This is a genomic window from Mesorhizobium sp. YM1C-6-2, from assembly GCF_003666685.1.
GTDB lineage: Bacteria > Pseudomonadota > Alphaproteobacteria > Rhizobiales > Rhizobiaceae > Mesorhizobium_K.
In genome coordinates this window covers 379,420-392,950 of sequence record NZ_RCIZ01000002.1, presented here as the reverse complement: position 1 = coordinate 392,950, position 13,531 = coordinate 379,420, and the positions used below count along the sequence as shown (strand labels likewise).

Below are 13,531 nucleotides of genomic sequence, written 5' to 3'. Positions count from 1 at the left end.
GCTTAAATCGGCGCGGCGTCTATTTTCTTCGTCCCCGCTGGGATGCTATTGAGCCTCGATGTCTTTAGAAATTGCGATTGTTGTCGTTCTGATCTGCGTGAACGGCCTTTTGGCCATGTCGGAACTGGCGGTGGTCTCTGCCCGGCCTGCCCGCCTCAAGGCAATGATCGATCGCGGCGTCAAAGGCGCCGGGCACGCCCTCGAACTCGGCGCCAATCCAGGCCGCTTCCTGTCGACGGTGCAGATCGGCATCACGCTGGTCGGCGTGCTGTCGGGCGCCTTCTCCGGCGCAACGCTCGGCCAGCGGCTGAGCGAGGCGCTGAACACATCGGGCATGTCGCCCGGCCTCGCCAACCCGCTCGGCGTCGGCATCGTGGTCGCGGTGATCACCTATGCCTCGCTGATCATCGGCGAGCTGGTGCCCAAGCAGATCGCGCTGCGCGATCCCGAACGCATCGCCGTCATGGTCGCGCCCGCCATGGCCGTCCTTTCCAAGGTGGCCCTGCCGCTCGTCTTCCTGCTCGACGTATCCGGCCGCGGCGTCCTCTGGCTGCTCGGCCAGTCCGGCGAAAGCGAGGAGAAGGTCACCGACGAGGAAATCAAAATGCTCGTCGCCGAGGCCGAACACCACGGCACGATCGAATCCGACGAGCGCCGCATGATCGCCGGCGTCATGCGGCTCGGCGACCGCGCGGTGCGCGGGGTGATGACGCCGCGCACCGAAATCGACTGGCTGAACCTCGAATGGGACGAGCCGACGGCCAGGAAGATGCTGGTGGAGACACAGCATTCGCGCCTGCCGGTCGGCGAAGGCGCCGTCGACAACATGGTCGGCGTCGTCAAGACGCGCGACCTGCTCGCAGCGCTGCTCTCCGGCCAGGCCTACGAGCCGCGCAAATACATGCGCCACGCACCGATCGTGCACGACCAGGCCGATGCGCTGGACGTGCTGACGACCCTGAAGGAATCGGAAGTGCCCGTTGCGCTGGTGCATGACGAATACGGCCATTTCGAAGGCATCGTCACGCCGGCCGACATATTGGAGGCGATCACCGGCGTCTTCCGCTCCGACCTCGACGAGGAGGAAGAGCCGCCGGCGGTCAGGCGCGAGGACGGTTCCTGGCTGCTCGCCGGCTACATGCAGGCCGACGAAATGGCCGAGCAGATCGGCATCGACCTGCCGGAGAGCCGCGACTACGAGACGGTCGCCGGCTATATCCTGTCGCATCTCCACCGGCTGCCGGCGACCGGCGAATGCGTCGACGCCGACGGCTGGCGTTTCGAGGTGGTCGATCTCGACGGCCGCCGCATCGACAAGGTCATCGCCTCGCGGCTGCCCGACGTCCACCGCGGCCGAAAGACCTAGCGGTTCCAGCTTTCTCAAAAAAGGGCGGCTAATGCCGCCCCCGTGCCTACCTGTTTGTTGAGCACGATCTTTTCCGAAAACCGCTTCGCACTTTTCGGGATCATGCTTTGGGAGGATAGGGTCTGCCTTACTCGGCGGCCTGCTTGACCTGGAGGTCTTCCTCGCGCGCCTGCTTCAGCACCCTCGCCCACCAGGCGAGGTCGTCGAGTGCGACGGTCGCGGCCTGGTTGAGGTGCTCGAATTCCTCGATCTTCTTGCCCTGCTGCAGAATCTGGATGAAATCGCCCCAGACGATGTGCACGGCAAAACGGCTTGGCGCCATCTGCAGCTCGACCGCATGCAGCCTGAGTTGCTCTATCGCACGCGCGCCGCCGACGCCGCCATATCCCACAAAAGTGATCGGCTTGCGGTTCCATTCGGTGTAGGCGTAGTCGAGCGCGTTCTTCAGCACCGCCGTCGGGCCGCGATTGTATTCGGCAGCGATCACGATGAAACCATCGAACTCGGCCACCTTCTTCTGCCAGCGCAGCGCCACCTCGTTCTTGGACGGCGCCCACAGGGAGGAGGTGGCCTCGTCGAAGAACGGCATTGGGTAGTCGCGCAGGTCGACAACCTCGACATCGAAATCGCCACGCGCTTTTGCTATGTTGGCGATCCACTCCGTCGGTTTGTCGGCGAAACGGGTGGCGCGGGTCGAGCCGACGATCACCGCGATCTTGGGTTTGGACATATTAGTCTCCTGTGAAGCTCTAGTATCCAGAGGATACCTGGCCTACATAGGATACTGGAAGCAACTCCGGCAAGGAGGCACCTTTTTGAAACCTAGGCACGAGCACCTCAGCGAGGACTGCCGCGCGGTCAGCGACATCCTGCAACGGGTCGGCGACAAGTGGACGGTGCTGGTGGTCGGCAAGCTCGGCGACGGCCCCCTGCGCTTCAACGAGCTGCGCGCAGCCGTCGGCGGCATCTCGCAGAAGATGCTGACGACGACGCTGCGCGGGCTGGAGCGCGACGGCTTCGTCACCCGCACTGTTTTTCCGACCATTCCGCCACGCGTCGATTACGAACTCACCGATCTCGGCTGCGAGCTCCTCGAGCCCGTCAACAGGCTGGGCGAATGGGCGCGGAAGAATACGGGGCGCGTCAATGCCGCACGGGCGCGGTTCGATGCGGCGGTTGCAGGGGTCGACACAAACCGAATCGGGAGGACCGTCTAGTCCTCCCTATTCCGCCGGCACCGGCGTCGGCTTGCCTTCGCTGTCCAGCGCCACCATGACGAACTCCGCGTCGGTCACCTTCTCCATGATGTGCGTCAGGTAGCGCTGCGCCCAGGCCTCGACCTTCAGCGTCATCGAGGTGCGCCCGACCCTCGTCACCTTCGTGTAGATGCTGAGCGTGTCGCCGATCTTCATCGGCGCGGCGAAGGACATTTCTCTGACCGCGGCGGTGACCACGCGGCCGCGGGCGCGTTCGGCGGCGCGGATGCCGCAGGCAAGGTCCATCTGCGCCATCACCCAGCCGCCGAAAATGTCGCCGGCGGCGTTGGTGTCGCCCGGCATGGCAAGCGTGCGCAGCGTCAATTCGCCGATGGGGTGCACTTTGTCGGCGGCCATATGCGTGATCCTCGTCCGATGCGGTGACTCCCTCATGCCGCAGACGCGGCCGCAAGCCAAGGCCGGTCGCTTTTTCCACAGGCCATGCCGGATGGGCGCATGACGCGCGGGCGGCGCCCGGACTAGCTTCGGCAAGCTTCCGGGACCAGCCCATCATGCAGGCTTATGATTTCATCGTCGTCGGTTCCGGCTCCGCCGGCTCGGTGGTCGCCGAGCGGCTGTCGGCGAGCGGCCGTTTCTCCGTGCTGGTGCTGGAAGCCGGCGGCACCGACATGCGCTTCTATGTGCAGATGCCGCTCGGCTACGGCAAGACCTTCTTCGACCCCGCCGTCAACTGGAACTACCGTGCCGAGCCCGACCCCGGGCTATCAGGCAATGCCGACCACTGGCCGCGCGGAAAGATCCTCGGCGGGTCGAGCTCGATCAACGCCATGGTCTGGATCAGGGGCCAGCGCGAGGATTTCGACGCCTGGGCGGCGGCCGGCAATCCGGGCTGGTCCTACAAGGACCTGCTGCCGGTCTTCAAGGCGATCGAAGACAACGAAGCCGGCGCGGACGAATGGCGCGGCGCCGGCGGTCCCGTCCACATCACCGACACGACCGACAAGGTTCACCCGCTGACCGCGCGCTACCTCGCGGCCGCCGAACAGGCCGGGCTGCCGCTCAACCCGGACTTCAACGGGGCGAGCCAGGAGGGCGTCGGCGTGTACCAGATCAACGCCAAGGGCGGCCGTCGCATGTCGGCGGCGCGCGCCTTCCTGCGCCCGGCGATGAAGCGCAGCAACGTGCGCGTCGAGACCAACGCGCTGGGGACGAAGATCCTGTTCGAGGGCACACGTGCCGTCGGCATCGAATACGAGCAGCACGGCCGGACCCATTCCGTGCGCGCCGGCCGCGAGGTCATCGTGTCGGGCGGCTCGATCAACTCGCCGCAACTCCTGCAGCTTTCCGGCGTCGGTCCGGCTCCGCTGCTGCAAGACCTCGGCATCCCGGTCGTGCACGCCAACGCCGATGTCGGCGCCAACCTGCAGGATCACGTCGGCATCAACTATACCTTCAAGGGACGGCTGCCGACGCTCAACCAGATCCTGCGCCCTTGGTGGGGCAAGGCGCTGGTCGGCATGCGCTACATCCTGTTGCGCAGCGGGCCGCTGTCGCTGTCGATGAACGGGGCGGGCGGCTTCTTCCGCACTGACCCGACGATGGCACGGCCGAACATGCAGCTCTATTTCCAGGCCTTCTCGACCGTCATCCCGAAGAGCGGCGAGCGGCCGATCCTGACCCCCGACCCATGGCCCGGCTTCTCCGTCGGTCTCTCCAACTGCCGGCCGTCGAGCCGCGGCGAGATCATGATCCGCTCGAAGAACCCGCGCGATTATCCGAAAATCGTCGCCAACGCCTATTCCACCGAGGCCGACGTCGCCGAGATGCTGGCGGCGGTGAAATTCGTGCGCAAGATCGCGGCGCAGCCGGCACTGGCCGAGATCATCGAGGAGGAGGTGCTACCCGGCCCTTCCGTCACCGCGGACGCCGACCTGATCCAGGATTTCCGGAAGCGCTCGGGCACGGTCTACCACCCGGTATCGACCTGCCGCATGGGACCCGACCCGTCGCGCGCCGTGGTCGACCCGCGCCTGCGCGTCCACGGGATTTCCGGCCTGCGGGTCATCGACGCCTCGATTTTTCCGGATAACATCTCGGGCAACACCAATGCGGCGTCCATCATGACCGGCTGGAAGGGCGCGGAAATGGTGCTGGAGGAGCAGACATGAAGATCACCGACGTAAAGACCTGGGTCGTCGGCAATCCGCCGCCGGGCATCGGCGGCAAATATTTCATCTTCGTAAAGCTGACGACCGACTCCGGCGTCTCCGGTTATGGCGAGGCCTACAACGCAACCTTCTCGGCGCATGTCACCGCCAGGATGATCGAGGACATGGCCGAGCGCTATTTCATCGGCCACGACCCGCACGACATCGAAATCTTCTTCCGCCGCTGCTATTCTTCCGGCTTCACTCAGCGGCCCGACGTCTCGGGCATGGGCTGCTTCTCGGCGCTGGAGATGGCCTGCTGGGACATCGTCGGCAAGGAGGCCGGCAAGCCGGTCTACAAGCTCCTCGGCGGCCAGGTGCACGAAAGACTGCGCTCCTACACCTATCTCTACCCGCACACCGGCTCCGTCCACACCGAGGATGTCGGGCCGAAGAACGTCTACAACGACCCCGACATGGCGGCCGAATGCGCCGCGGTCTACGTCAGCCAGGGCTTCGACGCGGTGAAGCTCGACCCCGCCGGGCCCTACACCGCCTTCGACGGGCACCAGCCGAGGCTCGTCGACATCGACCTCTCCGCCCGCATGCTGAAGGCGATCCGCGCGGCGGTCGGCACGAAGGCCGACATATTGTTCGGCACCCACGGCCAGTTCACCACGTCCGGGGCGCTGCGCATGGCGAAGGCGATCGAGCCCTACGATCCGTTGTGGTTCGAGGAGCCGGTGCCGCCCGACATGCCGGAAGTGATGGCCGAGGTGGCGCGCGGAACCTCGATCCCGATCGCCACCGGCGAGCGGCTGACCACGAAATTCGAGTTCGCCCGCGTCATCGAGACACGCGCCGCGACGATCCTGCAGCCCGACCTTGGACGCTCGGGCGGCATCCTCGAGACCAAGAAGATCGCCGCCATGGCCGAGGCCTATCACGTGCAGATCGCCCCGCACTGCTATTGCGGGCCAATCGTCGGCGCGGCGAACATACAGCTCGCCGTCACCCTGCCCAACTTCCTGATCCTGGAATCGCTGAAGCAGTGGGACGGTTTTCACGCCAAGCTGCTCAAGAAGAAGATCGAGTGGCAGGACGGCTACGTCATCCCGTCGAAGGAGCCGGGGCTCGGCGTCGAGCTCGACGAGGCCGTCTGCGAGGCGCATCCCTATGACGGCAAGGCGCTGCATCTGGAGATGCGGCAGACGCCGCTGTTCCCGTGATGGCGAAGCCTGCCTATGCCTTCATCGGCCTCGGCCATCTCGGCGGGCATCTGGCCGCTTCGCTGCTGCGCGCGGGTTTTACCGTCACCGTCCATGACCGTGACCCGGCCGCCGTCGCTCGTTTGGTCGCGCTCGGTGCAGCCCCCGCAAATTCGCCTGCCGAAGCCGCCGCCAGCGCCGGCAATGCGATCACCTGCCTGCCCTCGCCCGCCATCAGCGAGGCGGTTCTGGCCGGGCCGGACGGATTGCTGTCGGGACTTCCGGCGGGCGGCACGTGGATCGAGATGTCGACCAACGGCCGCGACGAGATCGTTCGTCTGGCAGCCATCGCAGCCGCGCGAGGCGTCGAGACGCTCGAATGTCCCGTCACCGGCGGCGTTCACCTCGCCGCGGCGGGAAAAATCACCGCGCTGGTCGGCGGCGATCCCGCCCTCTACGAAAGGCACCGCGCCGCGATCGAGGCGATGTGCGCGAAAAGCTTCCTGATGGGGCCGGTCGGCTCGGCGGCGGTGATCAAGGTCATCACCAACATGCTGGCCTTCATCCACCTCGTCGCCGCCGGCGAGGCGCTGATGCTGGCGAAGCGCGGCGGGCTCGACCTCGCGCAGGCCTACCACGCGATCTCAGCGTCGTCGGGCACCAGCTTCGTGCACGAGACCGAGAGCCAGCTCGTGCTCAACGGTTCCTACGACATCGGCTTCACCATGGACCTCGCGCTGAAGGACCTCGGCTTCGCGCTCGCCATGGGCAAGGAATTCGGGGCGCCGCTCGACCTCGCCACCCGCGTCCGCGCCATCTTCGAGGAGGGCAAGGCGGCCTATGGTGGCGAAGCATGGTCGACCATGATCGTCAGGCTGCTGGAGGACACGACCGGCACCGACCTGCGCGCCCCGGGCTTTCCCGCCAGGCTCGAGGCCTGAGAAAAAAGCACGGCCTGCCAATGACTTGCCTGCCTTCCTTGAATCAGGCCGGCAGCCACTTGAATCAGTCCATGAGCGTCAGCGCCCCCGGCACGATCTCGAAGGTCGCCGGTATATGTCCGGGCGATTCCCCGTCGGCTTCGACCGGCAGCCGGGTCGCTGCCGACACCGGCTCGACCGTTACCTTGCGGCCGCGCAGTATGGTGATCGCCGGATGGTTGCGGTGCCGTCCGCCATAGAGGAGGCGGATGTCGCGGATCAGCCCGAGCTTGCTTGCCGCGCGCAGGACGACGATGTCGAACTGGCTGTCGTCGAGCGCCGCATCGGGCGCCACCATCATGCCGCCGCCGAAGAATTTTCCGTTGGCCGCCGCGACCAGCGCGACGGGCGCGTCGAACGGCTCGGCATCGTCGACGGTGATCCTGACGTCCTGGAAGCGGTAGCGGACGAATTCGGCGACGGTGTGCCAGTAGAACAGCGCCTTCGACGAAACGCGTCCGCGGCGCTCGTCGGCATTGACCGCGCTCGCGACCGCGCCGGAGACGCCAAGGCTCGCTATGTTGATGAAGTGGCGGCTGGCCAGCGCTCCATGAGCGTCGACATAGGAGACGCGGCCGGCATCGATCGTCCGTCCCTTCGAAGCGGCGATGCGGCGGACGGCCGCCTCGGGATCGAGCGGAACGCCGAGGCCGCGCGCGAAATCGGTCCCGGTACCGCAGGGCAGCACGCCGAGAGACGCCTTGCTCCCCTCGGCCGCCGCGCTGATCAGCCCTCCGGCGACTTCGCTCACCGTGCCGTCACCGCCGGCCGCGATGACCAGCCCGCATCCGTTGGCGGCGAGGTCCATCGCCAGTGTCACCGCATCGCGCGCCGCCTGCGTCTCGCGCAATTCGAATTCGCCGAACGCGCCTTTCAGAGCGACGGCGATGACAGGCCAATGGCGGCGGAGTCCGCCGCCTCCCGCGACCGGGTTCATGATCACGCCGACCTTCATGCGTCCTCCCCCCGCACCCTGTTGCAGTTTCGCGCCCGCCGCAAGCCGCCGATTTTCCGTCGACTGTTCCCCGATAATCCCGTTTTCCACAGGACCGCGGCCATTTCCTCCCGGTCTTTCGTCACCTAAGGTAAACCCATCTCAGGCCCGAAACGGAAACGGCGCCGCAAGGCGAAGCGGAAGTGGAGGGAGCAACCTGGGGAACCCCGAAACCGGGGGCAGGAAGGCGGCGGGTTCGCCCGTCACGCGCCAGTCCGACGAACGGGGGACCGCGGGAAGCGTGCAAACGCCTACGGCGGACCGATGCTGCCATGAAAGGCCGGGAAAGACTTTCGATGGCACGTCAGTGGACCCTTCGGGAGAAGCAGGCGTAGGTTCGGACAGATGCCGCATCTTTCGAGAAGCGCTTTGCCGGACCGTCACGAGAAAGCCAGCGCGGTACCCTGCTCTCCGAGCAGCGGCGCGAGCGCAAGGCTCGATCTGGCAGGGAGGCGCTGGGAGAAATCCCGGCGCCTACTCTGTTTCGGGAGTTGAGTGCCCGCCGCCGCTCCTGTCTCGCGCACCGGCCTGGGAACGCGCCGCCGTAGAGACCTTCGTGGCCCGATCGGCGAAGATCGCCGCCAGCCGGCCTTTCACCTTCCCTGCCCCCGGCCCTTCGGACCGCTCGATCGGCAGCAGCGTTTCATGCCGCCCCCGCCTCTCGCGCATGAAAGGAAAAACCCGGTATGCGGCGACCTGACCCTTGCTATCCGCGTCGGCGCTGACCTCGACCGACAGCATTGCGCCGAGCCTCATCGGCCAGGGCGTGCGCGAAGCCACGGTGCCGAGGAAATCGCCGAGCCCGTAGGCGATGAGTGCTCCGTCGACAGCCTCGACGGGCTGGACGACATGGGGATGGCCTCCGACGACCAGCCCGACGCCTTCCCGGACCAGCCTTCGCGCCAGCGTTCTCGTCTCCGCCAGCGGAAAATGCCTGAATTCGAGGTCCCAGTGCGGCACCGCGCAGAGGAGATCGACCTCCGGCGCGCGCTCGCGCCAGCCGCCCGTCGTGTCCGGCATGACGACGCGGCCGGCAAAGTCGAGGGCGGCGGCATTGCGCCATCTCGTGAAAGCCAGGAAGCCTAGCTTGAGCGGGCCTGCCTCCACGCCCTGAACCGGTCCGCCCGCGGCCGTGCCGATCACCGTGATTCCGCGATCGGCCAGCGCCGCAACGGTTTCGTCGAAACCGGCGATACCCTGGTCGAGCGCATGGTTGTTCGCAAGCGACAGCGCCAGCCTGGCCGGCGCGATGCCTGCCGCCACCAGCACCCGGTCGAGAAACGCCGGCGTCATCGTATGGCGCAGGCCAAGCCGCGTTGAAAAGGGAAACGCAGGCCTTGCGACCACCGGGCTTTCGCAATTCGCGACGACCAGGTCGGCCCCGGCGATCGCCTCGCGCAGCGCCGGGTCGATCTCCGGCGGCTCGCTGTTCGCCACCGCCGAGATGTCGCCCAGGAAGGCCAGCCGCACGGCCGAGTGCGGCTTGCGCCACCGTGCCGCAAGCGGGCCGAACGCCCCGCCCTTGCCGGCCAGCGACGGCTTCAGCAGCCGCAGCGGCCAGGAAAGCCTGTAGGACAGCGGAAAGTTCGACACGCGCGGAGCAGACCGCTTTCGTTCGGGCTTGGCAAGCCGAACCGCGCGCGCCCGGCGCAGCCGGACCGGCTCCGGGGCGACGCCGGCCGGTGAACCCGGCCGGCCGGCGTGCGTCGATGTCAGGCCGACGCCGCCGCAGGCGCCTTGGTGGCGAGCGCGGTTGCGATCTTCTCAGAAAGCCAGCCGAGCAGCGATCCGATGATCATCGATACGATGATGTTGACCAGCGGATTGTCGACCAGCGACGCCGAGGTCAGCGTGGCGAGCTTGCCGGCAAGCAGCGCATAGGCCGCGACGCAGGCATAGCCGTAGACCGCCGACGGGATCTGGGAGAAGAGCGGCAGGTTCGCGCCGAGCACCAGAACGATCACGGTGACCGCGACCGAAATCCCGGCAGCGAGCGGCACGCCGAGCGAGCCGGCCAATGCGTTGATGCCGAGCAGCGCCACCCAGCCAAGCAGCGCGCCCCAGATATGCGCGGGAATGTTGCTCCTGAGCGACGCTTCCTTGCCGCCCGAATGGTAATAGGCCGCCCAGGCCACGAAGGCGGCCCATATCTGCAGGCCGAGCGCGGCAGCCGGCCCTACGAACAGGTAGGTCGCGATGCCGCCGAGAATGCCGATGCTGAGTGCAAGTGCTGTGAGCAGTGGCATGTCAATCCTCCAACCGGATTGCAGAGGCAACGCAGCGCGTGTGCCTTGCCTCATGCCAGTGCCCTGGGCGGGACAACATCATCAATCTGACGTTACGTCAACTTTTACGTAAATATCGTCCACCGCTCTTTTCGGCGACGACAGCGACGACCCTCCTGACACCCTCCTGTCAGCATTGCCGGCTGGCTCGCGCCTCACGTCCAACTGACACTTTCCATTCGGCCTGACTCGCCCCATATTCGGGTCATGGCCAAAACCCCCGAAAAGAAGTCGCCGGCGCCGGACGGCTATCGTAAGCGTGGCAATCCGCTGACGGATTACCTCGATGCCGCTGTGCCGCTGGAGCGCGGCGGTTTTGCCGAGGCGCCGCAGCCGGAACTGTCGGGCAAGCCGCTGTCCGGCTCGATCTCCGACTGGGCGGACGAGATCGCGCGCGAGGCGGAAAAAGCGCCCGCCAAGCCGAAGAAGAAGATCCCCGAACGCTCGTCGGCTCCGACCAAGACCGCGCGCGGCACCTCGATGGGCGGCGCGGCGACGCCGAAGGAGCGCGCCGCGGCAGGCCTGAACCCGGTCGCCGGCCTCGATATCGCGCTTGAGGATGTCGACAAGCTCTCCAATTCCGGTGTCACCGCCACTGTCGCAGCCCTGTCGAAGCTCATCGAGAGCGGCAACCCGCTGCACAAGAACGGCGAGCTCTGGGTGCCGCACCGCCCTGCCCGGCCGGAAAAGTCCGAGGGCGGCGTCGCCATCAAGATGGTCTCGGACTTCGAGCCGGCCGGCGACCAGCCGCAGGCGATCAAGGACCTGGTGGCGGGCGTGGACGAGGCGGAGCGCACGCAGGTGCTGCTGGGCGTCACCGGCTCGGGCAAGACCTTCACCATGGCGAAGGTCATCGAGGAGACGCAGCGCCCTGCCCTGATCCTGGCGCCGAACAAGACGCTGGCCGCGCAGCTCTATTCCGAGTTCAAGAAATTCTTCCCCGACAACGCGGTCGAGTATTTCGTCTCCTACTACGACTATTACCAGCCGGAGGCCTACGTCCCGCGCACCGACACCTTCATAGAGAAGGAAAGCTCGATCAACGAACAGATCGACCGCATGCGCCACTCGGCGACGCGCTCGCTGCTCGAGCGCGACGACGTCATCATCGTCGCCTCGGTATCGTGCATCTACGGTATCGGCTCGGTCGAGACCTATACGGCGATGACCTTCCAGATGACGGTCGGCGACCGGCTCGACCAGCGCCAGCTGCTCGCCGACCTCGTCGCCCAGCAATACAAGCGGCAGGACATCAACTTCGTGCGCGGCTCATTCCGGGTGCGCGGCGACACGATCGAGATCTTCCCGGCCCACCTGGAGGATTCGGCCTGGCGTATCTCCATGTTCGGCGACGAGATCGAGACGATCACCGAATTCGACCCCCTGACCGGCCAGAAGACCGGTGACCTGAAATCGGTGAAGATCTACGCCAACTCGCACTACGTCACGCCACGCCCGACCTTGAATCAAGCCATCAAGTCGATCAAGGAAGAGCTTCAGCACCGACTGCAAGAGCTCGAAAAGGCCGGCCGTCTGCTGGAGGCGCAGCGGCTGGAGCAGCGCACCCGCTTCGACCTGGAGATGCTGGAGGCGACCGGCTCCTGCGCCGGCATCGAGAACTATTCGCGCTACCTGACCGGCCGCCGTCCCGGCGATCCGCCGCCGACGCTGTTCGAATACGTGCCCGACGACGCGCTGATCTTCATCGACGAAAGCCACGTCACCATCCCGCAGATCGGCGGCATGTATCGGGGCGACTTCCGCCGCAAGGCGACGCTCGCCGAATACGGCTTTCGGCTGCCCTCCTGCATGGACAACAGGCCGCTGCGCTTCGAGGAATGGGATGCGATGCGCCCGCTCTCGGTCGCCGTTTCGGCGACGCCGGGCGGCTGGGAGATGGAAGAGGCCGGCGGCGTCTTCGCCGAGCAGGTCATCCGCCCGACCGGCCTGATCGACCCGCCGGTCGAGGTACGCCCGGCCAAGTCCCAGGTCGACGACGTCGTCGGCGAGATCCGCGAGACGACGAAGAAAGGCTACCGCACGCTGGTGACCGTGCTGACCAAGCGCATGGCCGAGGACCTCACCGAATATCTGCACGAGAATGGCGTGCGCGTGCGCTACATGCACTCCGATATCGAGACGCTGGAGCGCATCGAGATCCTGCGCGACTTGCGCCTCGGCGCTTTCGACGTGCTGGTCGGCATCAACCTGCTGCGCGAGGGCCTCGACATTCCCGAATGCGGCTTCGTCGCCATCCTCGACGCCGACAAGGAAGGGTTTTTGCGCTCCGAGACCTCGCTGATCCAGACCATCGGCCGCGCCGCGCGCAACGTCGACGGCAAGGTCATCCTCTACGCCGACCAGGTCACCGGCTCGATGGAAAGGGCGATGGCGGAGACCAACCGCCGCCGCGAAAAACAGCTCGCCTGGAACGAGGCGAACGGCATCACGCCGGAGAGCGTGAAGTCGCGCATCGCCGACATACTGGATAGCGTGTACGAGAAGGATCACGTCCGGCCCGACATTTCCGAGTTCGCCGCCGACGGCAACATGGTCGGCAACAATCTCAAGGCGCATCTCGAATATCTGCAGAAGAAGATGCGCGACGCCGCCGCAGACCTCAACTTCGAGGAGGCGGCGCGGCTGCGCGACGAAATCAAGCGGCTGACCGAGCTCGAGCTGACGCTGTCCGACGATCCGCTGGCCCGTCAGGCGGAATCCGAGAGCCCGGTTTCCGGACGCGGCAAGGGCAAGCACAACAAGGGCGTTGCCAAGCACCGCACGGCGGAGGAGCAGGAGCGTTTTCGCAAGCTGGACGAGGCGCGCGCCGCCGAAGAAGCAGCCAAGGCCGCCCGCCCCAACATGTTCCGCAAGCCGACGCTGGACGAAATGGGCGCCGACGGCGCGAAGCCCGCCGGCAAGTCCTTGTTCCAGAAGCCCGACATCGACGACATGGGTCCCGGCACGGACGCGGTCACGCCGGCCGGCGCCGTCTCGCGGTCGCTGTTCAAGAAGCAGTCGGCCAAGGAGGCGCACGAGTCGGATTACGGCGTGCGCGACGACGGCATGCGCCCGTCCCTCTTCCGCAAGAACTCACTCGACGAGATGACCGTGCGCCGCACCGAGAAGCCGGTGGAAGGCGCAAAGCCCATCAAGCGCGAGAAGATCGGTGCCGGGTCCTACGAAGACCCGGCCGACGAGAACAGCCGCAAGAAGCGTTCCGGCAAGACCGGAAGGCCCGGCCGGTGACGATCCAAGTCTACGTCAAGGTCTGACCCTGTCCGATCCGCGGCGGCAGGGTCGGCTTCTAGTCCTGGTTGCAATTTTTCCTGAC

Annotated in this window: 11 protein-coding genes; 6 read left to right on the top strand and 5 right to left on the bottom strand. The window is 66.3% G+C overall.

All coding sequences use genetic code 11. The features are described 5' to 3' along the window. The first annotated feature begins 58 nt into the window (after positions 1-58). A complete protein-coding gene (locus D8676_RS06775) occupies positions 59-1,366 on the top strand; it encodes a hemolysin family protein (RefSeq protein WP_121580082.1) in 1,308 nt (435 codons plus the stop codon). A gap of 127 nt (positions 1,367-1,493) precedes the next feature. Here D8676_RS06775 and D8676_RS06770 read toward each other — a convergent pair whose 3' ends face one another. Next, the gene (locus tag D8676_RS06770) at positions 1,494-2,096 is read right to left on the bottom strand and encodes an NAD(P)H-dependent oxidoreductase (RefSeq protein ID WP_121580081.1); all 603 of its coding nucleotides are present in this window, start codon (positions 2,094-2,096) and stop codon (positions 1,494-1,496) included. 85 nt (positions 2,097-2,181) lie between these two features. Between D8676_RS06770 and D8676_RS06765 the strand changes: the two genes are divergently transcribed. Beyond that, entirely contained in the window at positions 2,182-2,583 is a 402-nt protein-coding gene (locus tag D8676_RS06765) for a helix-turn-helix domain-containing protein (RefSeq protein ID WP_183097003.1), read from the top strand. 6 nt (positions 2,584-2,589) lie between these two features. Here D8676_RS06765 and D8676_RS06760 read toward each other — a convergent pair whose 3' ends face one another. Beyond that, positions 2,590-2,979 (bottom strand): acyl-CoA thioesterase, encoded by a 390-nt coding sequence (locus tag D8676_RS06760; protein WP_121580080.1) that lies wholly within the window; start codon positions 2,977-2,979, stop codon positions 2,590-2,592. A 155-nt stretch (positions 2,980-3,134) separates the two neighbouring features. Here D8676_RS06760 and D8676_RS06755 point away from each other — a divergent pair, with 155 nt between their 5' ends. From D8676_RS06755 to D8676_RS06745, 3 genes are read left to right on the top strand one after another with little or no spacing between them, the layout of a single operon-like run. Next, positions 3,135-4,751: a GMC family oxidoreductase N-terminal domain-containing protein gene (locus D8676_RS06755; protein ID WP_121580079.1), complete on the top strand. Its 1,617-nt coding sequence runs from the start codon at positions 3,135-3,137 to the stop codon at positions 4,749-4,751. Further along, on the top strand, positions 4,748-5,959 hold the full coding sequence (locus D8676_RS06750; RefSeq protein ID WP_121580078.1) for a mandelate racemase/muconate lactonizing enzyme family protein: 1,212 nt from the start codon (positions 4,748-4,750) through the stop codon (positions 5,957-5,959). The genes D8676_RS06755 and D8676_RS06750 overlap by 4 nt, the downstream gene beginning before the upstream one ends. Beyond that, entirely contained in the window at positions 5,959-6,879 is a 921-nt protein-coding gene (locus tag D8676_RS06745) for an NAD(P)-dependent oxidoreductase (protein WP_121580077.1), read from the top strand. Before D8676_RS06750 ends, D8676_RS06745 begins: the two co-directional genes overlap by 1 nt. Positions 6,880-6,943: 64 nt before the next feature. Here D8676_RS06745 and D8676_RS06740 read toward each other — a convergent pair whose 3' ends face one another. From D8676_RS06740 to D8676_RS06730, 3 genes are all read right to left on the bottom strand, one after another. Continuing rightward, entirely contained in the window at positions 6,944-7,873 is a 930-nt protein-coding gene (locus tag D8676_RS06740) for a diacylglycerol kinase family protein (protein WP_121580076.1), read from the bottom strand. Positions 7,874-8,386: 513 nt separating this feature from the next. Next, positions 8,387-9,505 carry a CapA family protein gene (locus D8676_RS06735; protein ID WP_121580075.1) on the bottom strand — a complete coding sequence of 373 codons (1,119 nt, stop codon included), beginning with the start codon at positions 9,503-9,505 and terminating at the stop codon, positions 8,387-8,389. A gap of 119 nt (positions 9,506-9,624) precedes the next feature. Further along, positions 9,625-10,158 carry a DUF1097 domain-containing protein gene (locus D8676_RS06730; RefSeq protein WP_121580074.1) on the bottom strand — a complete coding sequence of 178 codons (534 nt, stop codon included), beginning with the start codon at positions 10,156-10,158 and terminating at the stop codon, positions 9,625-9,627. A 246-nt stretch (positions 10,159-10,404) separates the two neighbouring features. Between D8676_RS06730 and uvrB the strand changes: the two genes are divergently transcribed. Then, a complete protein-coding gene (gene uvrB / locus D8676_RS06725) occupies positions 10,405-13,446 on the top strand; it encodes an excinuclease ABC subunit UvrB (protein ID WP_121580073.1) in 3,042 nt (1,013 codons plus the stop codon). Positions 13,447-13,531 lie beyond the last annotated feature (85 nt).